The organism is Micromonospora sp. NBC_00617, from assembly GCF_045161355.1.
In the GTDB taxonomy this organism is placed as follows: Bacteria; Actinomycetota; Actinomycetes; order Mycobacteriales; family Micromonosporaceae; genus Micromonospora.
On sequence record NZ_CP107751.1, the window covers coordinates 2,065,825 to 2,089,945 of the forward strand.

Annotated in this window: 24 protein-coding genes and 1 pseudogene; 19 read left to right on the forward strand and 6 right to left on the reverse strand. The window is 72.7% G+C overall.

Going from position 1 to position 24,121, the window contains the following annotated elements:
- Positions 1 to 51 precede the first annotated feature (51 nt).
- On the forward strand, positions 52 to 741 hold the full coding sequence (locus OG505_RS09295) for a CBS domain-containing protein (protein ID WP_405432551.1): 690 nt from the start codon (positions 52 to 54) through the stop codon (positions 739 to 741).
- 156 nt (positions 742 to 897) lie between these two features.
- On the opposite strand, the gene OG505_RS09300 is transcribed toward OG505_RS09295, so the two are convergent.
- Both OG505_RS09300 and OG505_RS09305 read right to left on the reverse strand, forming a co-directional pair.
- A complete protein-coding gene (locus tag OG505_RS09300; RefSeq protein ID WP_405432552.1) occupies positions 898 to 1,458 on the reverse strand; it encodes a hypothetical protein in 561 nt (186 codons plus the stop codon).
- The gene (locus OG505_RS09305; RefSeq protein ID WP_405432554.1) at positions 1,455 to 2,525 is read right to left on the reverse strand and encodes an Asp23/Gls24 family envelope stress response protein; all 1,071 of its coding nucleotides are present in this window, start codon (positions 2,523 to 2,525) and stop codon (positions 1,455 to 1,457) included. The genes OG505_RS09300 and OG505_RS09305 overlap by 4 nt, the downstream gene beginning before the upstream one ends.
- A gap of 342 nt (positions 2,526 to 2,867) precedes the next feature.
- Between OG505_RS09305 and OG505_RS09310 the strand changes: the two genes are divergently transcribed.
- The 3 genes from OG505_RS09310 to OG505_RS09320 all read left to right on the forward strand — a co-directional run bounded on the left by OG505_RS09310 (position 2,868) and on the right by OG505_RS09320 (position 7,032).
- Complete coding sequence (locus OG505_RS09310; RefSeq protein ID WP_405432555.1) at positions 2,868 to 4,487, forward strand: Ig-like domain-containing protein; 1,620 nt, start codon at positions 2,868 to 2,870, stop codon at positions 4,485 to 4,487.
- Between the two features lie 106 nt (positions 4,488 to 4,593).
- Positions 4,594 to 5,472, forward strand: a complete 879-nt coding sequence (locus tag OG505_RS09315; protein WP_405432556.1) for a hypothetical protein — start codon at positions 4,594 to 4,596, stop codon at positions 5,470 to 5,472.
- A gap of 291 nt (positions 5,473 to 5,763) precedes the next feature.
- Entirely contained in the window at positions 5,764 to 7,032 is a 1,269-nt protein-coding gene (locus OG505_RS09320; protein ID WP_405432557.1) for a hypothetical protein, read from the forward strand.
- Positions 7,033 to 7,139: 107 nt separating this feature from the next.
- Here OG505_RS09320 and OG505_RS09325 read toward each other — a convergent pair whose 3' ends face one another.
- Positions 7,140 to 7,487 (reverse strand): Lsr2 family protein, encoded by a 348-nt coding sequence (locus OG505_RS09325; protein WP_234588764.1) that lies wholly within the window; start codon positions 7,485 to 7,487, stop codon positions 7,140 to 7,142.
- A 326-nt stretch (positions 7,488 to 7,813) separates the two neighbouring features.
- Between OG505_RS09325 and lon the strand changes: the two genes are divergently transcribed.
- Both lon and OG505_RS09335 read left to right on the forward strand, forming a co-directional pair.
- The gene (lon, locus tag OG505_RS09330) at positions 7,814 to 10,144 is read left to right on the forward strand and encodes an endopeptidase La (protein WP_405432558.1); all 2,331 of its coding nucleotides are present in this window, start codon (positions 7,814 to 7,816) and stop codon (positions 10,142 to 10,144) included.
- A gap of 135 nt (positions 10,145 to 10,279) precedes the next feature.
- Entirely contained in the window at positions 10,280 to 10,684 is a 405-nt protein-coding gene (locus tag OG505_RS09335; RefSeq protein ID WP_405432559.1) for a DoxX family protein, read from the forward strand.
- 48 nt (positions 10,685 to 10,732) lie between these two features.
- Here the strand turns inward: OG505_RS09335 and OG505_RS09340 are convergent, their stop codons facing one another.
- Together OG505_RS09340 and OG505_RS09345 are read right to left on the reverse strand one after the other, a co-directional pair.
- A complete protein-coding gene (locus OG505_RS09340) occupies positions 10,733 to 12,478 on the reverse strand; it encodes a DEAD/DEAH box helicase (RefSeq protein ID WP_405432560.1) in 1,746 nt (581 codons plus the stop codon).
- 64 nt (positions 12,479 to 12,542) lie between these two features.
- Positions 12,543 to 13,025, reverse strand: coding sequence for a hypothetical protein (locus OG505_RS09345; RefSeq protein ID WP_405432561.1), 483 nt, complete (start codon positions 13,023 to 13,025; stop codon positions 12,543 to 12,545).
- A 9-nt stretch (positions 13,026 to 13,034) separates the two neighbouring features.
- On the opposite strand from OG505_RS09345, the gene OG505_RS09350 reads away from it, so the two are divergent.
- Entirely contained in the window at positions 13,035 to 13,493 is a 459-nt protein-coding gene (locus OG505_RS09350) for a LuxR C-terminal-related transcriptional regulator (RefSeq protein WP_405432562.1), read from the forward strand.
- Between the two features lie 237 nt (positions 13,494 to 13,730).
- On the opposite strand, the gene OG505_RS09355 is transcribed toward OG505_RS09350, so the two are convergent.
- Positions 13,731 to 14,189 (reverse strand): hypothetical protein, encoded by a 459-nt coding sequence (locus tag OG505_RS09355; protein ID WP_405432563.1) that lies wholly within the window; start codon positions 14,187 to 14,189, stop codon positions 13,731 to 13,733.
- 196 nt (positions 14,190 to 14,385) lie between these two features.
- On the opposite strand from OG505_RS09355, the pseudogene OG505_RS09360 reads away from it, so the two are divergent.
- The 12 genes and pseudogenes from OG505_RS09360 (at position 14,386) to OG505_RS09415 (ending at position 24,104) form a co-directional block, all read left to right on the forward strand.
- Positions 14,386 to 15,153, forward strand: a pseudogene (locus OG505_RS09360) (DUF5753 domain-containing protein).
- Positions 15,144 to 15,335: a DUF397 domain-containing protein gene (locus OG505_RS09365; RefSeq protein ID WP_405432565.1), complete on the forward strand. Its 192-nt coding sequence runs from the start codon at positions 15,144 to 15,146 to the stop codon at positions 15,333 to 15,335. The pseudogene OG505_RS09360 and the gene OG505_RS09365 overlap by 10 nt, the downstream one beginning before the upstream one ends.
- A 421-nt stretch (positions 15,336 to 15,756) precedes the next feature.
- Entirely contained in the window at positions 15,757 to 16,056 is a 300-nt protein-coding gene (locus OG505_RS09370; RefSeq protein ID WP_405432566.1) for a hypothetical protein, read from the forward strand.
- A gap of 33 nt (positions 16,057 to 16,089) precedes the next feature.
- Entirely contained in the window at positions 16,090 to 16,833 is a 744-nt protein-coding gene (locus tag OG505_RS09375) for an ArsR/SmtB family transcription factor (protein ID WP_405432568.1), read from the forward strand.
- A gap of 88 nt (positions 16,834 to 16,921) precedes the next feature.
- The gene (locus OG505_RS09380; RefSeq protein ID WP_405432569.1) at positions 16,922 to 17,947 is read left to right on the forward strand and encodes a cytochrome P450; all 1,026 of its coding nucleotides are present in this window, start codon (positions 16,922 to 16,924) and stop codon (positions 17,945 to 17,947) included.
- Positions 17,944 to 18,858, forward strand: coding sequence for an isocitrate lyase/phosphoenolpyruvate mutase family protein (locus OG505_RS09385; protein ID WP_405432571.1), 915 nt, complete (start codon positions 17,944 to 17,946; stop codon positions 18,856 to 18,858). Before OG505_RS09380 ends, OG505_RS09385 begins: the two co-directional genes overlap by 4 nt.
- A 64-nt stretch (positions 18,859 to 18,922) precedes the next feature.
- Positions 18,923 to 19,414 (forward strand): isocitrate lyase/phosphoenolpyruvate mutase family protein, encoded by a 492-nt coding sequence (locus tag OG505_RS09390; protein ID WP_405432572.1) that lies wholly within the window; start codon positions 18,923 to 18,925, stop codon positions 19,412 to 19,414.
- Positions 19,415 to 19,510: 96 nt separating this feature from the next.
- Positions 19,511 to 20,470: a DUF5715 family protein gene (locus tag OG505_RS09395; RefSeq protein WP_405432574.1), complete on the forward strand. Its 960-nt coding sequence runs from the start codon at positions 19,511 to 19,513 to the stop codon at positions 20,468 to 20,470.
- Between the two features lie 4 nt (positions 20,471 to 20,474).
- Positions 20,475 to 22,076, forward strand: a complete 1,602-nt coding sequence (locus OG505_RS09400) for an asparagine synthetase B family protein (protein WP_405432575.1) — start codon at positions 20,475 to 20,477, stop codon at positions 22,074 to 22,076.
- Positions 22,077 to 22,131: 55 nt separating this feature from the next.
- The gene (locus tag OG505_RS09405; RefSeq protein ID WP_405432576.1) at positions 22,132 to 22,962 is read left to right on the forward strand and encodes a MerR family transcriptional regulator; all 831 of its coding nucleotides are present in this window, start codon (positions 22,132 to 22,134) and stop codon (positions 22,960 to 22,962) included.
- 102 nt (positions 22,963 to 23,064) lie between these two features.
- Positions 23,065 to 23,541 carry a DUF1203 domain-containing protein gene (locus tag OG505_RS09410; RefSeq protein WP_405432578.1) on the forward strand — a complete coding sequence of 159 codons (477 nt, stop codon included), beginning with the start codon at positions 23,065 to 23,067 and terminating at the stop codon, positions 23,539 to 23,541.
- Between the two features lie 404 nt (positions 23,542 to 23,945).
- Positions 23,946 to 24,104 carry a lasso RiPP family leader peptide-containing protein gene (locus OG505_RS09415; RefSeq protein ID WP_405432580.1) on the forward strand — a complete coding sequence of 53 codons (159 nt, stop codon included), beginning with the start codon at positions 23,946 to 23,948 and terminating at the stop codon, positions 24,102 to 24,104.
- Positions 24,105 to 24,121: the final 17 nt, after the last annotated feature.

Consider the following 24,121-nt stretch of genomic DNA (forward strand, 5'->3'; position numbering starts at 1 on the left):
GCCGCCGTCCGGCCGTAGCGTCCGAGGTGGAGGTACGAAAGGGAGGCCGTGATGAGGACCTGGCAGGTGGGTGACGTGATGACCCGGGAGGTCGTGACCGTGGAGGCCGGGACCCCGTACCGGGAGATCGTCGATGTGCTGCTGCGCCGCGGTATCAGTGCCGTGCCGGTGATCGACGGGTTCCGCCGGGTGCTGGGCGTGGTGTCCGAGGCCGACCTGCTGCACCGGATCGAACGAGCCGGTGAGCCGGCGCAGCGGCGGGTCTTCGAGAGCCGGCGTCGGCGCGACGCCCGGGGCAAGGGCGAGGCGTTGCTGGCCGGCGACCTGATGACCGCGCCGCCGGTGACCACCGGCCCGGAGGCGGCACTGTCCGCCGCCGCGCGGCTCATGGATCGCGAGCAGGTCAAGCGGCTGCCGGTCCTGGACGACCTCGGTCGGCTGGTCGGCATCGTCAGCCGCGCCGACCTGCTGAAGGTGCACCTGCGCTCGGACGCGGAGATTCGTGCGGACATCGTCCAGGAGGTGCTGCGCCGGGTGCTCGCCGTGCGGGACGGCCTGGTGACGGTCGAGGTCCGCCATGGTGAGGTCACCCTGGCGGGCCGGGTGGACCGTCGCTCCGCCGTCGACCTCGCCGGCCGGCTGGCGGGCCAGGTGAGTGGCGTCGTGCGGGTGACCAACGCGATCGCCTACGACGCCGACGACACGGTCACCGATCCGGGTCAGATCATGCCGGTCGCCTGAGCGAACCCGGTTCGTCGTCGCCGCTGCCGTCTTCCCGCTGTCGGTGGCGGCGGTGGGCCGGCGGTTCGGCGACGCCCTGGCGGGGCATCGACTTCACCGGAGCGCCGACGGCGGGTGCTGGCTCAGCCGCTGACCCGGCGGAGCCGGACGACCGGCTCAGGGGCGGGCCGGCTCGATCCGGGCCGTCACGTCGAGGTGTGCCGGTTGGCAGCCGGCCGTCGTGGCGAACCGGCGGACGGCGTCGTGGACGTGGTCGCGCACTCCGGCGGCGCGGGCGTCGCTGGTCAGGTCCACCCGGACCCAGACGTCGGGGCGCGGTGGCGTGCCGGTGAGCTCCACCCGGGCCTGGTGCACCCCGGGCGCGCGCAGCAGGTCCCGTTCCAGCGCGCGTACGAGCACCTCGCTGGCCAGGCGGGTGCGACCGGGCAGGCTTCCGGGTCGGCTCAGAGTGCCCCGCAGTGCCCGGTCGGGTCGGCGTAGCGCCCGGTGCAGCAGGCGCTGGCCGGCGACGGCGGTCAGCAGCCCGGCGACCGCCGCCGCCAGGGTGCTCCAGGGCGTCGCGAGCCGCCACGCGTCCACCAGGCCGCCGCCGAGCAGGACCGCGTCAGGGTCGCCGGACGGCAGCGCGCCGGAACCGGCTGCCAGCGCGGTCGCCCCGCCGGCCACCAGCAGCAGCGCGACGATCGTCCACAGCAGGCGGTGCGCGGCATCGGTCATGCCGGCCGCCGGTGGGGCAGCAGCCGGACGTCGACGTGGTCGGCGCGTGGCGAGGCGAGCTGACGCAGCTCCTGGCGCACGGCGAACTCGACCTCGGCACGGGCCGCCGGGTCGCCGTTGGCGCGCAACCGGGGTCGCCACCGGTCGCCGTGGCGTCGGACCCGCACCCGGGTTCCGCGTACGCCCGGCACGGTGTCCGCCGCGTCGGTCAGCCGGCGTTCCACGCACCGCCGGTGCAGGTGCCAGCCGTCGCGCTCGTCGACTCGCAGTCGGACCGGCGTCCACCGGCGCAGTTGGGCGACCAGGACGAGCAGGCCCAGCAGTACGGCGGCGCCGGCCGCTGCCGGTACGCCGGGATCGTGCCACCGGGTGGTGGTCAGCGCGTCGTACCAGCCGGGGCGGATGAGCAGCGGCGTCCGGCGAGCCAGCGTGACCAGCAGCGCCTGCGCGGCCAGCAGGACGCCACCGGCGAGCAGGGCGACGCCCAGCAGCGCGGACGCCACCCGGTTGGCGGTCGCCGTGGTCAGCTCGGGGCGTGCGACCAGTGGGTACGACGCGGCGGCGTCGTCCGAGCCGGTCACCACCAGGTCCCGCACCGTGACCGTCACCGCGGCCACCGGGCGACCGGTGCCGGCGAGCACCTGCTCGGCGACCGTCCGGCGGACCGCGTCGGCGACGGCGGGCACGCGGTGGCCGTACTCGATGATGAGGTCCAGGTCGAGGCCCACGGACCGGTCGCCCACGCGGACGGTGGCCGGGCGGACGTCGGACACGCCCGGCACCCGACCGGCCGCGTCGGCCGCGATCCGCCCGACCTCCGCCGCCGCGCCGGTTTCGCCAGCGGGGCGCGGCCCGCCGCCGGTCGGGTCGATGCTCGGGGTGGAACGGATGGTGGTGGGACGCGGGGGAAGTCGGTGGTGGCGTCCCGCCTGGTCGGCGTTCGGTCGGCGGCGGATGGTCGGATCACCCGCGGGGCGCGGCTGGCGAGGCCGACGCGGGCGCTCCCTGCGGGGTCGGCGAGGACCCGGCCCGCGCGGGGCGAAGGTGCCGAACTGCTGACGCGACATGCTCTGACCTCCCAGCCGGTCCGCTACGGGCGACCTCGCTGGATACACCTCGTCGGGTGTCCTGGAACGCGACCGTGATGTGATCCAGCTCACAGGTGTTCGTCGAGCGCTGGCGTCGCCCGCCAACCCTTGGCAGGTTTCTACAACGTTGTAAGACATATCGTCCGCCCGAAAAGGCCCCGATGGGCATACCCCCGGCTCAGTCAGCGGCACCCGCCACCCACCCCACGGCCGACGACCCCGCTCCGCGTGCCGCCTGGGCGCGCGGAATCGCCGGCCTTGACGTCCGGCGCCGGTCAGGACGACGATCCTAGTGATGAATGTCGATGATGGGGGTCGTTGATGAGGAACCGGGTCGTCTGTCTGGCCGTCGCCGCGCTCGCCGCCGCCTCGGGTGTTCTCGCCGTGGTTGTCCCGGCGTCCGCCGCCAGCGGGTGTGCGGCGGACCTCCAGGTCCGCTACCAGTACCCGGCGATGCTGCGCGGCGACCTCACGGTGCTGAGCGTCGGCCAGCCACTCACGGAGTGGACGTTGAGCTTCCCGCTGCGTTACCCGACCGAGCAGATCAAGAACGTCGACGGTGTGCGCTGGGAACAGCACGGCGGTGAGGTCACGATCCGCAACCTGCCCGGTGTCACCTTGCCGGCCGACCAGCAGGTGTCCTTTCCATTCGTCATGACGCACGGGGTGCGGATCGGCGGGCCACAGACCTTCACGCTCAACGGCGTCACCTGCACGACCGTGCTGCCCAGGCCCACGCCGACGCCCCCGTCGAGCCCGCCGCCGGTCTCGCCGAGCCCGAAGCCGAGCGGGCCGCCCAGCCCCACCCCCGACCCGAACCGTCCGTCCGTCCAGATCACGAAGCCCGAAGACGGTGACCACCTCTTCGCCCCGGCCACCATCACCGTGGAAGCCGTCGCCACGCCCGCGCCCGGCCGGCGGATCACCCGCGTCGAGTTCTTCGGCTGGGGCACCGGGCTGGACACCATCTCGCTCGGCACCGACACGACCGCGCCGTACACCGCCCAGTGGCGTGACCTGCCGGCCGGCTTCTACAGCGTGTATGCCCAGGTGTACGACGACCAAGGCGCGACGCGGACCAGCAACGAGAGCAGCTCCGTGCGCGTGTTGACACCGGGCGAGGAGCGGCAGGCGCCGTACGTCAGCGTGGTGCGCGACCAGCTCTGGGGCATCTCCCCGGTCATCGACGCGGCCGCCCCCCGACGCCTGACGCCGCTCGTCCGCACCGGTGCGGAGGCCCGCTGCGTGCAGCGGCGCGGCATCTGGGACGGCCCGGTCGACGCCACAGCCGTGGCCGGGCTCGTCGCACGCGGCGTCCAGGCGGTGTACGTCCCACTCAACGAGGCCTGCTGGCTCGGCCTGTCGTACGTGGACCCCCGCTTCGGCGGTGAGCCGTATCGGCAGGAGATCGCCGCGTACACGCAACGCTTGACGGCCGCCGGCATCACGCCCATCGTCGCTCTCGGCTGGAGCCACGGCCGCTACACCGGGCCGGGGGCGACCTGTCGGGACGAACGTGCCGTCTGCGCCAAGCCGATGCCCGACGCCGCGCACGCCATGGACTTCTGGGAGAGCGTCGGTCTGACTCTCTCCAGCGAGACGGTGGTATTCGACCTCTTCTCGGCGCCGTACCCGGATCGGGCGATCGCCGACCCGACCCTCGCCTGGACGTGCTGGCGTGAGGGTGACGAGGCGTGCTCCGCGCTCGGCTATCCAACGGTCGGCATGCGGCTGCTGCTGGCCGCGCTCCGGATTGGTTCCCCCAGTGTGCTGCTCGCCAGTGGCCTGAACGGCGGCAACGACCTGTCCCGGTGGGCCGCGTACCGACCGGAGGATCCGGTCCACAACGTCGCGGCGGCCTGGCGACCGGCAGCGCCCGGGAACTGCCATCCGCCGACCCTGCCGCAGGCCCCCGTCGTCGTCACGGCGGTCTGCCGCTAGGGCAGCGGGCGCGGCGCTCCGCAGCCGGCCGGGCCGCTCCACCGGGACGGGTGATCGACCGCCTAGACTCGGCGCGGTTCGACCGACCGGCGGATGGATCAGGCACATGACGAGCAGTGACGGCCGCGGCTGGCTGCGGGCGATGCCCGCCGATGGTGAACGCGACGTTCTCTTCAGCCGCGCCGGCCACCGGGTGTACGAAACGCGCCGGCTCAGCGAACTGGTGCAGGGGCGTCCGCCCGGCGTCACCGGCAGCCAGTGGGGGTCGGCCAGCCGGGCGGCGTTCGACCTCGTAGTCGCCGCCGCCGACACCGGGCGGCCGGTCGTCGCCGTGGCGATCGGCCCGGTCCCGCCCGCCGGGTCCGCCGAGCAGCGCGCCGAGCGCCTCACGGACGCCGTGAGCGCGGCCGTCGGGCTGCCCGTGCTGCGCATCGGGTCCCCGACGTTGCGGGCCGCCGAGCACGGCCGGCGCCTCGTCGAGTACGTGGTCGACGCGCGCGCGTACGCGGCCGGCGCCGCCGTGGCGGGGGCCGAGGACGAGCCCGCTCCGGTGGGCTTCCGCGACATCCTCGGGCGGCTTCCGGACGGCCGGACCGGCCCGGTGAACGACCTCGGCGCGCTGACCCGAGCGGCGGCGGTCGAGGCGTACGTGGCCGGGCGCCTGGCCGACCCGATCGTGCGCGGGCTGCACGTGCACTGGACCGAGGGCCCGGCGCAGGGCTGGAGCTGGGTCCAGGTGCGCCCGGACGCGTGTCTGGTCGAGCGGGTCTCGGTGACCGCCCAGCGCTTCTCCTGCGGCGTCGACGTGGCCCGGCTGGCCGAGGACCTGGCGACCGTCGCGGTCGGCGAACGGCTGCGCGCCGTGCGGCCGGACGGCCCGGACCTGCTGGCGCGCGCGGACCTCAGCACGGAGATCGTCGCGCTGAGCCGGCGGCGGGACGAGCTGGTGGGTGGTTTCGCGTTCGATCACCTCTGCGCGGACTGACCGGCCGCTTTCCCTGCTGAACCCTGCTCCGCAGCCGATCCGTTCGGCGGCGGAGCAATTTTCTGTGCGCGGGTTGAACCTTCCCCGTCGCCGTCCCGTACTCCTGCGCGAATGAAGAGGATCTCCCCGACCGCGTCGACCGGACGCGGGAGACGGTGCGGAAAGGGCATCGTCGGCCATCGACACGTTACCGGGTAGGTCGCGGTGGTCGCCGCCGTGGCGTGCCATCTCACATCCGTCGGTCCGCCGAGGGCAGGAATCCACTACCGGATCGAGAAGGAGAGCAATTCGATGCGCAGGTCCACTCGGGCGCGCCGGTCACCCGGCATCGCGCGGAGCAAGCGTCTGCTGGCCGTTGTCGGCACGCTCGTGGTCTTCGGCGGAGTAGTCGCCGTCACCCAGATCTCGTCGGCTCAGGACCGGCGGACGAACAAGCCCCGGCCAGCCGCCGGGCAGTGCGTGGAGCCGAGCCCGGGCTCGACCGCGCCGAGCGGCGCCTCGACCAGCCGCACCTGGCAGAACGGTCGGTGGGTGCGCAACCACTGGGGTGACGGTCAGGAGTCGGTGGCGGAGTGCGAGGACGGCAAGGACGGCACGGTGGGCACCGGCTCGGCCATCGCCTGTCCCGATGTGGCGGCCAAGCTGCCGCAGGTGCCGGATCGGGCGCGAGCCGAGGTCGACCGTAATCTCGCGCAGTTGCAGACCCAGATCGCCGAGGCCGATCGCCGGCTGGCCGCCGAGGGCAACAAGGGTGAGGCGTTCATCCGCAATGCGATCCTGCAGCCGCTGGCCGGTAAGCGTAAGGCGGTGCTGGACCGGATCACGACCGCTATCGACCGGGTCGGACCGCGTCCGCAGGGTTTGGCGCAACTCGCCGAGTGTCAGGTGCAGCCCACCGGGAACAACAACGGTGGGAACACCGGCGGTGGCAACAACAACGGTGGGAACACCGGTGGTGGAAACAACGGTGGTGGCAACAACGGCGGGAACAATGGCGGCAACGCCCCCGGCGCGGGCCTCGGCGTGCTGGCCAACAACTGCGACGAGAGCCAGTTGCAGCGGCACGACGGTTTCCAGAACGGCAACCGGTGCGTGAGCACCGAGTTCGGTGAGGTCGGCGCCGCCGCCAACAACCCGTCGCTGCTGATCACCCAGTTCCCGCAGCAGGTCGGCCGCAACCAGCCTTTCACCCTGCGGGTCAGCACCCGCAACCTGGTCCGTGACCGTTTCCTCGCGGCCGGTCAGGGCGGGTACTACGTGGAGAGCTCACTGCTCAACGCCCAGGGCCTGGTCCGGGGTCACTTCCACACCGCCTGCCGGATGCTGGACAGCCTGACCGCGCCGCCGGAGCCGCAGGAGGTGCCGGCGTTCTTCGTCGCCACCGAGGACGGTCGCGGTGGCGCCCAGCCGGACGAGGTGACCATTCAGATTCCGGGCCTGCCGGAGTCGGGTACGGCGCAGTGCTCGGTCTGGGCCGGTGACGGCTCGCACCGTCTGCCGATGATGGAGCGGGCGAACCAGACCCCCGCCTTCGACGCGGTGCGTATCGACGTCAACTGATTCGACAGTCGGTCGGCCAGCCAGGGCGACAGCCCCGGCTGGCCGGCCACGCGCACAGCGACGGGGTCCCGCCGTTTCCGGCGGGACCCCGTCGCTGTTGCCGCGTGTCAGCGGCTCTTGTACGCCTCGACGACCTCGACCGGGATCCGGCCCCGCTCGGAAATCTTGTAGCCGTTCTGCACGGCCCATTCCCGGATCGCCCGGTTCTGCTCGCGGTCCATTCCGGCGCCGCTGGGTCGCCCCGGCCGCCGAACCGTCCGCGTGTTCTCCGCAGGGCCCCGACCGATCCGCCGACCCGCATTGATGTACGGGTCCAGCGCCTTCCGCAGGACGCCGGCATTCTCGTCCGAGACATCGATCGTGTAGGCCACGCCGTCGAGGCTGAACTCGACCGTCCGGTCGGCCTTCCCGCCGTCGAGGTCGTCGGTCAGCACCGTGATTACTTTTCTCGCCATTGCCGATTACTCCCTGTGTGTGGCGGGATGTGTCCAAAGTCTGACCTACTACCCGGGGAATCCGCAACAATATGCGTCCCATTCATTTCGGCGCGTCGCGATTGAGTGGCGCACAAAACCGCGAACCGACGAGGAATCGCGGCCGTTGGCCAGCCTGGCCATTCCCGTCGCCGTGGCGCTGGCCGGCGGTGTCCGGGCGGTCCGGGAATTGGTGCTGCCGGCTCGCCCGCCGGCGCGGGCAGTGGTCTGGGTCACATCCCGGAACAAGGGGAACGCTTTGTTACTTGAGTGAGACACGCTCAACTCAACGCGATAGCAGGTGTTCGATGGCAACTCTTCCGGTACTTCCCCTGACCGACGCCGTGCTGCTGCCCGGCATGGTCATCCCGGTGACCCTCGACCCGACCACCCAGGCCGCCATCGACGCGGCCCGGACGACCGGCGACCGCAAGCTGCTGGCCGTGCCGCGTATCGACGGCGAGTACGGTCCGGTCGGCGTGGTCGCCACCATCGAAAAGGTCGGCCGGCTGCCCGACGGTGAGCCCGCCGCCGTGGTCCGTGGCCTGTCCCGGGCCCGGATCGGCTCCGGCGTGCCCGGCCCCGGCGCGGCCCTCTGGGTCGAGGCGACCGAACTCGACGAACCCGCTCCCGCCGGACGCGCCCGAGAACTCGCCCGCGAGTACCGCGCCCTGGTGACCTCCGTGCTCCAGCAGCGAGGCGCCTGGCAGGTCATCGACGCGGTGGAGCGGATGACCGACCTGTCCGAGTTGGCCGACTCGGCCGGCTACGCGCCCTGGTTGACCCTGGACCAGAAGACCGAGCTGCTCGCCGCGCCGGACGTCACCGCCCGGCTGGAGCTGCTGGTCGGCTGGGTCAAGGCGTACCTGGCCGAGCAGGAGGTCACCGAGCAGATCAACAGCGACGTCCGCGAGGGCCTGGAGAAGTCGCAGCGGGAGTTCCTGCTGCGCCAGCAGCTCGCCGCGATCCGCAAGGAGCTGGGCGAGGACGAGCCGGACGGCTCGGCCGACTACCGCTCCCGGGTGGAGAGCGCCGACCTGCCGGACAAGGTCCGCGAAGCGGCGATGCGCGAGGTCGGCAAGCTGGAGCGGGCCAGCGACGCCTCCCCGGAGGCGGGCTGGATCCGCACCTGGCTGGACACCGTGCTGGAAATGCCGTGGGGTACGCGTACCCAGGACAACATCGACCTGGCCGCGGCCCGGGCGGTGCTCGACGCCGACCACGCCGGCCTGGCCGACGTGAAGGACCGCATCCTGGAGTACCTCGCGGTGCGCAACCGCCGGGCCGAGCGCAACCTCGGCGTGGTCGGCGGTCGCGGCTCCGGCGCGGTGTTGGCCCTCGCCGGTCCTCCCGGGGTCGGCAAGACCAGCCTCGGCGAGTCCGTGGCCCGGGCCCTTGGCCGCAACTTCGTCCGGGTGTCGCTCGGCGGCGTCCGCGACGAGGCGGAGATCCGCGGTCACCGGCGCACCTACGTGGGCGCGCTGCCCGGCCGGATCGTCCGCGCGCTGCGTGAGGCCGGTTCGATGAACCCGGTCGTGCTCCTCGACGAGGTGGACAAGCTGGCCGCCGGCTACGCCGGTGACCCGGCCGCCGCCCTGCTGGAGGTGCTCGACCCGGCGCAGAACCACACCTTCCGGGATCACTACCTGGAGGTCGACCTGGACCTGTCCGACGTGCTGTTCCTGGCCACCGCCAACGTGGTGGAGTCCATCCCCGGCCCGCTGCTGGACCGGATGGAGCTGGTCACCCTGGACGGCTACACCGAGGACGAGAAGGTCGCCATCGCCCGCGACCACCTGCTGCCCCGGCAGCGGGAGCGGGCCGGTCTGACCGCCGACGAGGTCAGCGTCGCCGACGAGGCGTTGGCGCTGATCGCGGGGGAGTACACCCGGGAGGCGGGCGTCCGGCAGCTCGAACGGGCGCTGGCCAAGATCCTGCGCAAGGTGGCGGTGACGCTGGCGACCGACCCGTCGCCGGTACGCGTCGACACCGATAACCTCACCGGCTACCTGGGGCGGCCGAAGTTCACCCCGGAGTCGGCCGAGCGCACCGCGGTGCCCGGCGTGGCCACCGGCCTCGCCGTCACCGGCGCCGGTGGGGACGTGCTCTTCATCGAGGCGACGAGCATGGAGGGCGAGCCGGGCCTGACCCTGACCGGCCAGCTCGGTGACGTGATGAAGGAGTCGGCGCACATCGCGCTGTCGTACCTGCGCTCCAACGGGCGTCGGCTCGGCATCGACCCGAACGCCCTGGCGGGACGCCGGATCCACCTGCACGTCCCGGCGGGCGCGGTGCCCAAGGACGGCCCCAGCGCCGGCATCACCATGGTGACGGCCCTGGCGTCGCTTGTCACCGGCCGCCCGGTCCGCCCGGAGTTCGGGATGACCGGTGAGGTGACGCTCTCCGGTCGGGTGCTGCCGATCGGCGGGGTGAAGCAGAAGCTGCTCGCCGCGCACCGGGCCGGCCTCACCGAGGTGATCATCCCGGCGCGCAACGAGCCGGACCTGGACGACCTGCCGACCGAGGTGCGCGAGGCGCTGACCGTGCACACCCTGGCCGACGTGGCCGACGTGCTCGCCCTGGCGCTGCGCCCGGCCGACGTCCAGTCGCTCGACGGACCGGCGCTCTTCACGGTCTGACGTTTTCGAGCCCGATGACCCCCGCCGTCTGTGCGACGGCGGGGGTCATTGATGTTCGCGCATGGGGGCTACTGTCTCGTCTGCAAACCTCAACCACCTCTCCGCCGCGAGGCGGTGCCCCCGGAGGTAACCCCCGTGAACCTGGTGCTCTGGATCATCCAGTTCCTGCTCGCCGCCGTCTTCGCCGGCGCCGGCCTGACCAAGCTGGCCCAGCCCAAGGAGAAGCTGCGCGACCGGATGGCCTGGGTCGATCCGGTCCCGCCGACCCAGGTCAAGGCCCTCGGCGCGGTCGAGGTGCTGGCCGCCGTCGGGCTCGTGCTGCCCGCGCTGACCGGCATCGCCACGGTGCTCACGCCGCTCGCCGCCGTCGGGCTGGTCATCGTCATGATCGGCGCCATCCTGGTGCACCTGCGCGACAGGAAGAAGCGGGACACGGCGGCCGAGCGTCGTACGGAGATCCAGGGCGCGATCGCCTGCGCCGTGCTGCTCGTCCTCGCCGCGGTGGTCGCCTGGGGCCGCTTCGGGCCGTACTCCTTCTGAGCTGACGCGCCGGCGACCGTCGTACCCCGGCGGTCGCCGGCGGCTCGCTCAGCGCCCCTCGCCCCCGCGGTCGCGACGAACCGTGGCCTTGCGGCCCTTGATCGTGCTGGAGCGCAGCCCCGAGATCACCTCGTCGGCCACCCCCTGCGGCACCTCCACCAGGGAGAACCGGTCGGCGATCTCGATCGAGCCGATGTCCCGGCCGCGGATCCCTGTCTCGCCGGTGATGGCGCCGACCAGGTCCTGCGGGCGGACCCCCGCGCGCCGACCCAGCCCGACGAAGACCTGGACGGTGTTGCCGCCGCCCGAGCGGGGCCGCCCGCCGCCGCGCCGGTCGCCGCCCCGGCCACCGGCCTCCGGCCGACCCTCGCGCGGGCCGCGCACCGGCGCCTGCGGGATCTCCTCCTCGTCGTCCGAGCCCGGGGACGTCACCTCGTGCGCCAGCTTCACCGCGGCGAGCGCGACCTCCATCAGGTCGAACTCGTCGGTCAGCGTCTCCACGATCACCCGGAACGGGTCCAGGTCGTCCTCCAGCAGGCTCTCCCGCATCGCCGCCTGGGTCAGCTCCAGCCGGCGGGTCCGCATGTCGGCCACGGTGGGGATCTTGTCTATGGTGATCCGCTGGCCGGTCACCCGCTCGATGGTCTTGAGCATCCGATGCTCGCGCGGCTCGGCGAGGGTGATCGCCACGCCCTCCCGACCGGCCCGGCCCACCCGACCGATCCGGTGCACGTACGACTCCGGCGCCGACGGCACGTCGTAGTTGACCACGTGGGTGAGCTGCTCGACGTCCAGCCCACGGGCGGCCACGTCGGTGGCGACCAGCAGGTCGGCGGTGCCGGCCCGCAGCCGGCTCATCACCCGGTCGCGCTGCTCCTGGCTCATCCCGCCGTGCAGCGCCTCGGACCGGTAACCACGGCCGTTCATCGTCTCGGTCAGCCGGTCCACCTCCTCGCGGCTGCGGCAGAACACGATCGCCGCCGTGGGCGACTCCACGTCCAGGACCCGGCCCAGCGCGGCCGGCTTGTGCGCCCGCGTCACGATGTACGCGCTCTGGCGCACCCGGGGCGCCTCGCCGGCCACCGTCGGCTCCCGGCCGATCTCGATGCGGACCGGCTCGCGCAGGTGCTGGCGGGCCATCCCGTCGATCCGGGACGGCATGGTGGCCGAGAAGAGCACCGTCTGGCGCTGCGCGGGGGCGTGCTCCAGGATCGCCTCGATGTCCTCGGCGAAACCCATGTCGAGCATCTCGTCGGCCTCGTCGAGCACGACGGTGGCCAGGCCACCGAGGCGCAGGGTGCCCCGGGCGATATGGTCGAGGGCCCGACCCGGGGTGGCCACCACCACGTCGACGCCCATGTCCAGGGCCCGAAGCTGCCGCCCGATCGGCTGCCCACCGTAGATCGGCAGCACCCGCGCGCCCAGGTCCTTGCCGTAGCGGTGGAACGCCTCGGACACCTGCACCGCCAGCTCCCGCGTCGGCACCAGCACCAGCGCCACCGGGTCCCCGCCGTCGCGGTGGGCCGTCATGAGGTTCAACAGTGGCAGCGCGAACGCCGCCGTCTTGCCGGTGCCGGTGGCCGCCTGACCCAGCAGATCCCGACCCTCCAGCAGCGGCGGGATGGCCTCCCGCTGGATGGGGGTCGGCTCCTCGTACCCGAGGGCGGCCAACGCACCCAGCAGTTCGGGTCGCAGCCCCAGCTCGGTGAAGGCGTACACCTCTTCGGTGCCGGCGGGGGTGGCGTCGGTCGGTGCGTCAGTCGGTGCATCGTGCTGTGCAGGTGCGGAACTCATGTGCCAAGCCTTTCATTCCGCCGTCGGGGCCGCTGCGCCGACCGGCACACCGCCGCGACGGGGCTCAGGCGTCGGTGGTCAGGATCGCCAGCACCATCACCGCGGCGAGGCTCGTGTCGAGCACGCCGCACCACTCGGTGTACCCGCGCGGCACCACCCGGCCGGTGCGGTGGTGGACCAGGTCCCATCCGGCGTGCGCCAGCCAGCCGAACGCCACCAGCCAGGCGGCGGTCCGCCCGCCGGCCGCGACGGCGACCAGCGTCAGGGCGACCCAGACGGCGAGACCGGCCAGTTGGGTGGCGAGCACGCCCGGCCCGCGCAGCGTCCGCCGGGCCACGCCGATCACCAGGTACCCGCCGGGCAGCACCAGCATCGTCCACGGGCTGAGCACTCCCGGGTCGACCCAGATGTCGACGGTCATCAGCAGCGCCAGCCCGGTCGGCCAGCGGCGGGCGAGCGCCACCACGGCCGGGTGCCGGCGTACCGCCGTCGGTGTGTGGTGCCGGTGGCGCAGCGCCACACGGCGGTCACGGCGACGCTCGCGCACCGCCCGGACGTGGCCGTCGTGGACCTGGAGATGCCCGGCCTGGACGGCATCGCCGTCGCCGCCAAACTGACCCGCGCCCGGCCCGAGTGTGCCGTGGTGGTCCTCACCGGGCACGGCCGGCCGGGTCACCTGCGGCAGGCGCTGACCGCCGGCGCCCGAGGCTTCCTGTCCAAGGGCTCGCCCGGTGGCGCGCTTGCCGACGTGATCCGCCGGGTGCATGCCGGCGGCCGGTACGTCGACCCGTCGCTGGCCGCCGACGCGTTGACGCTGCCGGCGTGCCCGCTGACGCCCCGCGAACTGGAAACGTTGCGGCTGGCCGAGTTCGGCGCACCGGTCGCCGTGATCGCCCGCCGGGTGCACCTGTCCACCGGCACCGTGCGCAACCACCTCTCCGCCGCCGTGCAGAAGCTCGGCGCGACCGACCGAGCCGAGGCGGTGCGCAGAGCCCAGGACAACGGTTGGCTCTGACGTGCCGGCTGCTTGGGCTAGACGAGTAATTCCTCACCCTGGCTGGACTGCGGCCGGCGGTGACAGTCGGTCACCTGCGTGGGGGCGGACGCGGTCCTAAGCGGTATACCTCAGAGTCATATTCATACCTCTGAGGTATACCGCTCACCAGCACATCGGCACGGCGGGCAGCCACAGCGGATGGCCACACGCCCTTCGCCGCAACCCCAACCCCGTCCTGAGTTAGGACTCACTCGGCTAGCGGAGCCGTGCCCAGGTGACGAACCGGTCGTCGAAGTCGGCCGCCGTCGTGCCGTGCTGCGCGGCGGCCTCGTCCCGCAGGGTCACCAGGTAGGTCACCAGGGCCGCCCGTTTCTCGCGGTACTCACCGAGGAGGCTCAGCTTCGCTGCCGAGCACGGCCAGGCGATCCCGCACGACTGGCACCGCCAGGTGGGACGCGTCGGCAGGTGGGGGAGACCCCGCCGCCTCACGCGGACGTCCCCGCCCGCGACGCGCCACGAACCGGGCGGCGTACGGGCGTCACGGACAGCCACCGCAGCCCGTCGCGGAGAACGAACAACTGTATGGCGGTCGGTCAGCTCGCGGACGACCCGCAGGATGAGTGGACGACCGAACTGCGGACTCGCCGCGCGGGTCAGGTGCAGGACGTCACCGGCCCTGATCGGGCGGGCACCCGCCACGGCATGCTCCGACACTTTGCTCTCCTTCCGAGGTGGAGGGAGCCGCCCCTGAGCGTCATCCCCAGGGGCGGCCCGTTGCGAACGCGTCCGCCGGGTCTCGGGTCCCTGGGGGCCGCGCCGTTCCTCCAACACCCTGCCGAGGGTTGCGATCCAACTACACTGCGTTGCACTATGGCGGTTGGTTGTTCGGGATATCCTGAAAGGACAGCGGATGAATCATGCCGTCGTGGAGGCCATGACCTAATGCGGTGAAACGGCCGACTCCCTCGCAGCTCAAACCGGCGTCGACCCGAAAACCGCCGCGCGCTGGGCAAACCCTGGACGAATCCCGCAGACGCGCCACCGCGCCCAGGTCGCGGCGATCCTTGGCCGAGAGGTAACCGAGTTGTGGCCGGACGTCCTGAAGCGTCGTGAACCGGTGTGGTTCCGGCCGTGGGCCGACATTGAACGTGAGGCAGTCGCCCTGCGCTGGTACGAGTTGGCCTGGGTTCCTGGCCTCCTGCAGACGGAGGCATATGCACGGGCGACACTGGCCGGAGAACCGCTGTCCACGGAGGATGTCGATCATCTCGTGCAGGCCCGCATCGGTCGTCAGGCCATCCTGCATCGGGATCAGCCGCCTCTACTGATCGCGGCGCAGGACGAGGCCGTTGTGCGGCGGTCGGCGTACGGTGACCGGGATCTGATGCGCGACCAGTGCGAGCATCTCGTGGCCTGTGCGCAACTCCCGTCGGTGCAGGTCTACGTTGTGCCGATGTCGGTTGGCATGTACCCGGGCCTGGGTGGGCCGTTCATCCTCGCCGAGTTGGAAGGCGGCGGACGCGTCGCCCACATCGACGGACAGGCGCAGGCGCAAATATCCGAGCAGCTGTCAGAGATTGCTACCCTTGACCGACGATGGGAACGCATTCGCGGGGAGACTCTTTCGCGCGGACAGTCCCTAGACCTGCTCAGGGAAGCGGCATCCTCATGGACTTGATCGGTGCACGGTGGCGCAAGAGCACGAAGAGCGGCAACAACGGTGGGGCCTGCGTGGAGGTTGCCGACAATCTCCCGGGTGTTGTCCTCGTTCGGGACACGAAGGACCGTGACGGTGGGACGTTGACCTTCGCGCCGGAAGCGTGGCGGGGCTTCGTGGCCTTCGCGCGATCCCAACGCTGAGCATCGGGACGGGTCCCGCCGTCGTGTTCGAATTGGACGCAATGATGGCTTGATGCTGACGTAGGTCGCGGCGGGTCCGGTCAACCCGGACGGGCGAGCGCGGTCGAACTGTTCTTCTATCTCGTCTTCATCTTCACCCTCGGCCGCTTGTCGTCGACCCTGGCCAAGGAGCCCAGTTGGCTGGCGGCCGCGCCGGCCGGGATGCTCAACCCGGTGGGCAGAAGTCGGCCAGTCAACCCGTACCACCCGGGCCGGTGACGCGTTCGGACTAGCGTGTCTGCGTGCGTACGGTGGAATTGGTCTGCTCGCCCGGGTTGGACGCCGCGATCCGGACGGTCTGGGGCGGTTGGCGGCCGCCGGGTTGCCGAGCCTGGCCCGCACCATCCATCCGACGAACCGGCCGCATCTGACCATGGCGGCCGTGGACGAGTTCCCGTCCGGTGTCGAGCACCGCCTGGCCGAGTTGTTCGACGCCGTGCTGCCGGTGCCGGTCACGCTCGACCGGGTCGTCGTCCTCGACGGCAGCGCCCCGCTGGTCTGGCTCGTGCGGCCCACGCCGGCGTTGACCGCGCTGCACGCCGCCGTCTGGGTTGTCCTCGACCAGGCCGACGGACACCGTCCCTGGCACGCCCCGGGGGCGTGGGCGATGACTCCGCCGGCATGTTCGAGGCTCCTTTCGCGCGGCCGACCAGGCCGTTGCGTCAGCGGTACAACGTTGTAGAGGTTTGCGATGGTGCCTCCCTAGACTGGATCGATGAGTACCGGCACCGACGGTCGGAATATGGCCGAGCTGGCCGCCCTGCTGGCCGACGGCACCCGCGCGGGCATCTGCGTGGCGCTGCTCGACGGCCGGGCCTGGACGGCCGGGGAACTGGCACGGCGGGCAGGCGTCGCCCCGTCGACAGCCAGCGACCACCTCACCCGCCTGGTCGGGGGCGGGCTGCTCGTCGAGGAACGGCAGGGCCGGCACCGCTACCTGCGCCTGGCCGGGCCGTCGGTGGCCCAACTGATCGAGAACCTTGCCGGGTATGCGCCGACCCCGCCCGCCCCGACCACGTCACTGCGCGGGGCGAACGCCACCGCCGCCCTGGCGTACGCCCGGACCTGCTACGACCACCTCGCCGGGCGGCTGGGCGTGCTGCTGTACGACGCGCTGCTGGCCGACGGCCGGCTGGACCGATCCAGTGGGTTGGCGCTGACGCCCGACGGGTGGGCCTGGGCGGCCGGGCTGGGCGTACCGGTGGACGTGCTGCGCGCCGCGCGCCGACCGGTGGTCCGCGACTGCCTGGACTGGACCGAACGCCTGCCGCACCTCGCCGGAGCGCTCGGCGCGGCACTTTGCAGCCGCTTCGCCGAGCTGGGCTGGATCACCCAGGGCGCCGGCCGGGCGGTACGCCTCACCCCGATCGGCCGCGCCGCCCTGGCCGAGAGCCTGGACGTGCCGGTGAACACCCTCCTGCCCGGTACGCCCCTGGCGCCGTCCAGCGGCCGAGCCTGACCCGCCGGCCGCCGCGCTCCGGATCCGGTGCGGTGCGCTGCGGGACTGTTCGGTGGGGAGCGAACGGTTCGGGCTCTACGGTCGAGCGGTGATCGACAGCTGGCCTGACATCGCGCCCGTCGCGGGGACGCCGGAGTGCGGCCCGCCCACCGTCGAGCCGGGCGGCGGGTGGTGCGTGACCCGGCACGCCGACGTCCGGGCGGCGCTGACCGACCCGGCGTTCCGGGTGCCAGCCGTCGACAGCGGTCCGCCCGGCACCCTCGCCTGGCTGCGCGCCTCGGTGAGCAGGTTCAGCCCGCCGCAGCGGCACGCCGAGCGCCGCGCGATCGGGGTGAGCGCGCTGGCCGAGCTGGACCCGGACGAGCTGCGGCACGAGGCGGCCCGGCTGACCGTCACCCTGCTCGACCGGGCCGGTGACCACCTTGACGTGATGCGTGACCTGGCCCGACCGGTGCCCCTGCGGGTGCTGGCCGACCAGCTCGGTCTCGTCGATCCGGCAGCCGCCGCGACGGCGGTCGCCGTCGTCGCCGCGGCGTACCACCCGGGGGTGGACCCGGCGCTGACCGCGCGGGCCGACCGGGCGGTGGCGGCGCTGCTGGCGCTCTGCCCGCCGGCCCCGCTGGAGGTGCGGGCCAACCTGATCGGTCTGCTGGTCCAGGCGTGCGACGCGACTGCCGGCCTGATCGGCGCCGCCGCCCACCACCTGCTGAGCCCGGCCGTCCCGCTCACGGCGGGGACCGCCGACCTGCTGGCCGAGGTGCTGCGCCTCGACCCCCCGGTCCGGGCGACCCGACGGGTCACCGTCGACGCGGTACGACTGGGCGGACGCGACCTGCCGGCCGGCAGCCCGGTGCTGCTGCGCTTCGACGCCGCCAACCGTGACCCCCTGGCGTTCCCCGCGCCGGAGGCGTTCCGGCCCGGCCGGCCAGGCCTCGGCCCGCTCACCTTCGGCGCGGGGGAGCGCGGCTGCCCCGGTGACCGCCATGCCCTCGCGCTGGCCGGCGGGGTGCTCGACGTGCTGCGGGAACGCTGCCGGCGCACCCCGACTCCGCTGCGCCACGAGCCGCACCCGACCCTGCGCGTCCCGACCACCGTGGAGGTGAGCGTCCGATGATCGAGCGCCGTGCCGCGTTCCATGCCCTGCACCACACCGGCCGTCCCCTGCTGTTGCCCAACGCCTGGGACCACGCCTCGGCGGCGGCGCTCGCCGCGCGTGGCCATCCGGCGGTCGGCACCACCAGTCTCGGGGTCGCCGCGACCGCCGGCCTCCCCGACGGCGCGGCGGCCACCGCCGAGGAGACCCTGGCCCTGGCCCGCCGGCTGGCCCGGTTGCCGGTGCTGCTCAGCGTCGACGTGGAGGCCGGGTTCAGCGACGACCCGGCGGAGGTCGCCGGGTACGTGGCGGAGTTGGCAGGCCTCGGTGTGGTCGGGATCAACCTGGAGGACGGGCGCTCCGACGGCACCCTCGCCGATCCCGAGTGCGTCGCGGAGAAGATCGCGGCGGTGAAGGCGGCGGTGCCGGACCTGTTCGTGAACGCGCGCACCGACACGTGGTGGCTGAACGTGGCCGATCCGCTGCCGCAGGCCCTCCGCCGCGCCCACGCCTACCGGGCGGCCGGCGCGGACGGCATCTTCGTGCCCGGCACCGTCGACGCGGCGACGCTGCGCCTGCTCACCGAGCGGCTCGACGCGCCGGTGAACGCGCTGTACCAGCCGGGCGGGCCCGGGCTGACCGAGCTTGGTCGGGCCGGGGTGGCCCGGGTCAGCACCGGCTCCCTGCTGTTCCGGGCCGCGCTGGGCGCCGCGGTCACCGCCGCCGACGCCGTCCGCGCTGGAGGGCTCACCGCACCGGCGGGGCTGCCGTCGTACGCCGAGGTGCAGGACCTGGTGCCGGGCGCCGGTCGCCTCGCAGAATCGCTAGCTGTATCGGCGTGGGCCCTTCGCGTACAGCAGGTACAGCATTGGGCCGATCGGGAACGACAACACGATGATCAGTGCCCAGGTGTTCCGGTTGAAGTAGCGTAGGTCGCGGTCGCTGGTCTGGGCGAGATCGGCCAGCACACGCCGGTCGAACCAGACGACGACGCTCATGATCGCTACCACGGTGATCAGGGCGATCGTCACGCTGCTGCTCATCGTTGCCTCCACCCGAGTTGCCGCGCACGCGTGCCGCCTGCCGGCACGCCAACCGACCCGTGGTTGGAGTTCCGACAAGGTCAAGAGTACTCGGACGCCACTTGGCTGGTTCACGCCGGACACGCCCAGATCGGCGTTGATTACGGCCATCTGCTCGGGCACCACCAGCCTCGGGGTCGCCGCGGCCGCCGGCCGACCTGACGGGATCGGGGCCACCGCCGCGGAGACCCTGACCCTGGCCCGCCGGCTCGCCAAGCTGCCGGTGCCGCTCACCGTCGACATCAGCACCGGTTCCCTGCTGTTCCGGGCCGCGCTCGCCGCCGCTGACGGGGTACGCGCCGGCGGGCTCGCGGTGCCGCAAGGGCTGCCGTCGTACGCCGAGGTGCAGGGCCCGGTGCCGGCGAAGCACTGCACAAAGCCGGACGTCCCGCTCCCTTCGGGGTAGATAGGAGAAATGTTCGGTCCCGCTCCGGCCCCTGCGATTACGGTGTGTTACAGGGCGAATCACCCAGTGTCGTGACCGGAGAAAGGGACCCCCGTCATGCGAGTGCCCAGCCGTAGTCCGGGACAGCAACCCGTCTCGCCCACCGCCCCGGCCCGCCGCCGACCCTCCGGCGTGCCCCCTCGCCGTCCTGCCACCGCCGCGCCCGACCTCGCCGCCTACCGGGCGGCCGTCGCCGACCTGCTGGTCGAGGTCGGCGCCCTGGCCGACGCGGCGAGCACCCGCGCTCGGCAGGTGCTCATCGACGAGCGATTGCGGGAGCCAGCGCTCGCCGCCGTCCTGGACGCCACCCCGCAGGGCGTGCTCGGCGCACGCGAGACGCTGCTGCTGGAGATGGTCCGCTACCAGCCGAACCCGCGCAACTCGGCGCGTGACCTCACCGCGCTGGTCCGGATCTACCTGCTCTCCCGCATCGACGTGCTGTGGTGGCAGGACGCTCCGACCTTCGTCACCGACGACCAGGTCAACGGCAGCGCCGACCTGGTCGACCTGGAGTGGCTGCGCCGCCGCGACCTGCTGCGCTTCCGCTACCAGGAGCAACCTGCCACGGTGCTGGGCCGGGCCACGCGAGGGCTACGTCGCCGGCTCCGACCGGACGCCACTCCGCGCACCGCAGGGCTGCTGTTTCGCCGCGCCCGGCGCGAGGTGGTGGCGCTGCTCAACGACATCGGACGGGAGTTCACCGCCAGCGCGCCGCCGGCCACCCCGTCACTATGGGTGACCAGCCTGGTCCGCAGTGCCGAGCACCAGTACCGGCTTCGCCGCCTGGGCTACGCCGCGATGCTGCCCAGCGGACACTGCCTCGGCTACTCGGTCGACGTCGAGTTGAACTGGTTCGAGCGGTTCGGCGCGCGGGACGCCCTGGCGGAGCTGCTGCTGGCCCGGCAGGAGTCCGGCGAGATCAACGTGATCGACGAGGGGCAGGCCTGGCACCTGTGTCTCGCGCCCTCCGCCCGGCGTCGTCTGCGCCAGGCGTACGAGGCCGAGATGGGGGTGTGAGCACGTGTGCGGCATCGCGTTGAGCCTCGGCCCCGAGGCGGACCCCGCGACCTACCGGCGGATGCTCGCCGTCCTCGCCCCACGCGGCGAGGTCACCGAGACCCGCTTGGAGCGCGGGCTGCTCGCCGGCACCCGCCGACTGCGTGTCGTCGACCGTGACCGGGCCGTGCAGCCCTGGACGTCGACCGACGAGCGTTGGCTGCTCTGCTTCAACGGCGAGATCTTCAACCACCGGGAGCTGCGCGCGCAGCTCACCCGGCTCGGGCAGGTGTTCCACACCGACAGCGACACCGAGGTGCTGCTGGCCGCGTTCCAACAGTGGGGCGAGTCGGCGGTGACCCGGCTGCGCGGCGAGTACGCCTTCGCGGTCGTCGAACGCGCCAGCGGCCGGGCGTACCTGGCCCGCGACCCGCTCGGGGTGAAACCGCTGTACTGGTCCCGCCGGCCCGGCTGCCTGCACCTCGCCTCCGAGGTGAAGGCGCTCGTCGGGCATGGCGCCCCGGTCACCGAGGTGCCGCCCGGACACCACGGCTGGGCGGCGCCGGACGGGCCCGTACGGCTGCGCCCGTACGTCGACCTGCTCACCATCGGCGAGGGTCTGCCGGTCATCGACGACCCGGACGAGGCCACCCTGCTCGTCCGGGCCGCCCTGACCGACGCCATCCGGATGCGGGTGCAGACCGACCTGACCGTCGGGGTGGTGCTCTCCGGCGGGCTGGACAGCTCGTTGACGCTGCGGCAGGTACGCGACATCCACCCGGACTGCGTGGCGGTGACGGTCGGCATGCCGGACAGCCCCGACGTGGCGTACGCCCGGCGCCTCGCCGCCGACCTCGACGTGCCGCACGTGGTCGTCGAACTGCGCCCACGCGACATCCGGCTGGCCGACGTACGCGAGGCCATCCGGATCTCCGAGCTGACCGAGTACGGCGACATCATCAACGCCGTCGTCTCGGTGCCGGTCTTCCGGCGGCTGCGCGACCTCGGCGTGAAGGTGGTGCTCACCGGCGACGGCTCCGACGAGCTGTTCGGCGGGTACCCGATGTACCGCCAGGTCGACCCGATCGCGTCACGTCGGCTGTTCCTGCACCGCATCCGCAACCTGTGCCGTACCGAGTTGCAGCGGGTCGACCGGACCGCCATGGGGCACGGGGTGGAGGCGCGGGTGCCGTTCCTCGACCTCAGCGTGGTGGAGCTGGCGATGCGTCTGCCCCTGGACCTGAAGGTGCGCGACGGCCAGGAGAAGTGGATCGTGCGGCGGGCGTTCGCCGACGTGCTGCCCGACTACGTCCTGCGGCGGCCGAAGAACCCCATGTCGTACTCCTCGGGGCTGCACGAACGGGTCCGGCTCTACAAGCCGCTGTTCGCCCGGACGCACCGGTCGTTCGGCTACGACCTGCTGGAACCGGTCCGCCGGGACTTCGACACCGTGCTCAGCCGTTGCGGCAACGACCTGGACCGGGCCATCGCCGCCGGGATGGACCGACCCGACTACACCGTCCTGGAGCACGCCCGCGACCTGGTCGGTGCGGCGAAGTGGAACGCCGCGCCGATGGTCCGCCGACTGGTCGGGCCCCGCCCGCCCCGCCGCTCACCCGTCGGCTGAGCACCCACCCGACGCTTGACTCTGACACCGTGTCAGGGACGAGCGTGAGGGGACCATGTTCAGCATCGGAGACTTCGCCCGACTGGGCCGCGTGTCGGTGCGGATGCTGCGCCACTACGACAGCATCGGCCTGCTCCGCCCGGCCAGCGTCGACGCGCACACCGGCTACCGCTCCTACCGGGCGGACCAGCTGCGTCGGCTCAACCGGGTGCTCGCCCTCAAGGACCTGGGTCTCACCCTGGAACAGGTGCGGGCGATCCTGGACGACGCCGTCGACACCGCCGAGCTGCGCGGCATGCTGCGGTTGCGGCGCAGCCAGCTGACGGCGCAACTGGCCGCCGACACCGCCCGGCTCGCGGCCGTCGAGGCGAGACTCCGCATGATCGAATCGGAGGGTCGGATGACCGCCCAGGAAGTCGTCCTCAAGGACATCGCGCCGGTTCGCGTCGCGGAGCTGACCGCCGTCGCGCCCAGCTACGAGAGCCAGGACATCGGTCCGGTGATCCAGCCGCTCTACCCGGAGCTGTTCCGCCGGCTGGCCGAGGCCGGGATCACGCCGACGGGCCCGGCGATCGCCTGGTACGAACCCGCCTGCGACGACGACGGCGACGCCGTCGTCGTGCACGCCGGGGTGACCGTCGGCGCCGGCGTGTCGGCAGGTTCCGACCTGGCGGTACGTGATCTGCCCGCGGTGGGCGCGGCCGCGACGATCGTCCACCACGGCGCCATGGACGACGTCGAGCAGAGCGTCCAGGTGCTCGCCCGGTGGATCGAGGAGAACGGCTACCGCACCGACGGATTCGCCCGTGAGGTGTACCTGGAGTATTGCCAGGACTCCCCGGAGCAGGGCGTCACCGAGCTTCAGCTCGCCGTCGACCGCGCCTGACGGTCGCTCCGCCGTCGCGTCGGCCACTGGGGCCCGGGCCGTCCCCAGCGCCAGGTCCGATCGCCGCCAGCATCCGCACCGGCACCGGGGCAGGCTGGACGCATGACGATCACCGACACCTTCCGCGTCCATGCCGTGCCGGCCGCGGCGCTGGACCTCGTCCGTCGGACCGGCCGCGACGCCGCGGGCCATCGCGTCGAGGGGCGCCGGGCCGGTGGCGGGGAGCCGTTGCGCTGTTGCCTACGCGACGCCGAGGAGGGGGAGGCGCTGCTGCTGTTCGGCTACGCCCCGCCGATCGCCGCCGTCCCGTACCGGGAGATCGGCCCGGTCTTCGCGCACGCCGCCGCGTGCCCCGGCCCGGACCACGGCGGCGGCCACCCGCCGGCCTGGCGCGGACGCCCCCAGGTCCTGCGGGCGTACGACCGGCAGGGACGGATCTGCGGCGGCCGGCTGCACGACGGCACGGACCCGGAGGCGGTGATCGCAGAACTGTTCGCCGACCCGCAGGTGCACCAGCTGCACAGCCGCAACGTGGTCTACGGCTGCTTCATGTTCGTGGTGGAGCGGGCCGCCGGTTGACCGCAGTCAGCTGACCAGCAGCAGCGCGCCGACCGCCGCGAGCGTGCCGACGACGGCGAGCAGGGTGCTGGTCAGCACGAACCGCCTCCACCGGCACCGCCACACCTGCCGCCCGGCACCGTTCGAACCACAGCAGGGTGGCCAGCGACGCCCACGGCGCGGCAAGCGGGCCGACGTTCGTGGCGATCAGCAGGGCCAGTAGGCGAGTGTGGTCGGCGGTCGGCAGCACCGACTCGCCGGCCAGGTACGCCGGCAGGTTGTTCACCGCGTTGGCCAGCAGCGCTCCCGGCCCGTCGTTGACGGCTGCGTCGGCCCGAACACGTCCGCTCCGCGTAGATACGTCCTGTCCCCAAATGATGGTGCTACGGTATCTATATCGTATTCCGTACATTGGGGGGCATTTAATGAATGTTAGTCCTGTTTCCCTTTCCCCGAACGAGGCTTCACAGGGCTACCAGCCGCCGCAGCTGCGCCGGCTGGGCACGCTGGCCGAGCTGACCCAGGGCGGTTTCCCCGGAGTCACGGACGCCGACGGCCAGTCCGGCGTCGAGGGCTCGATCTGACCGTCCCGGTCGACCAC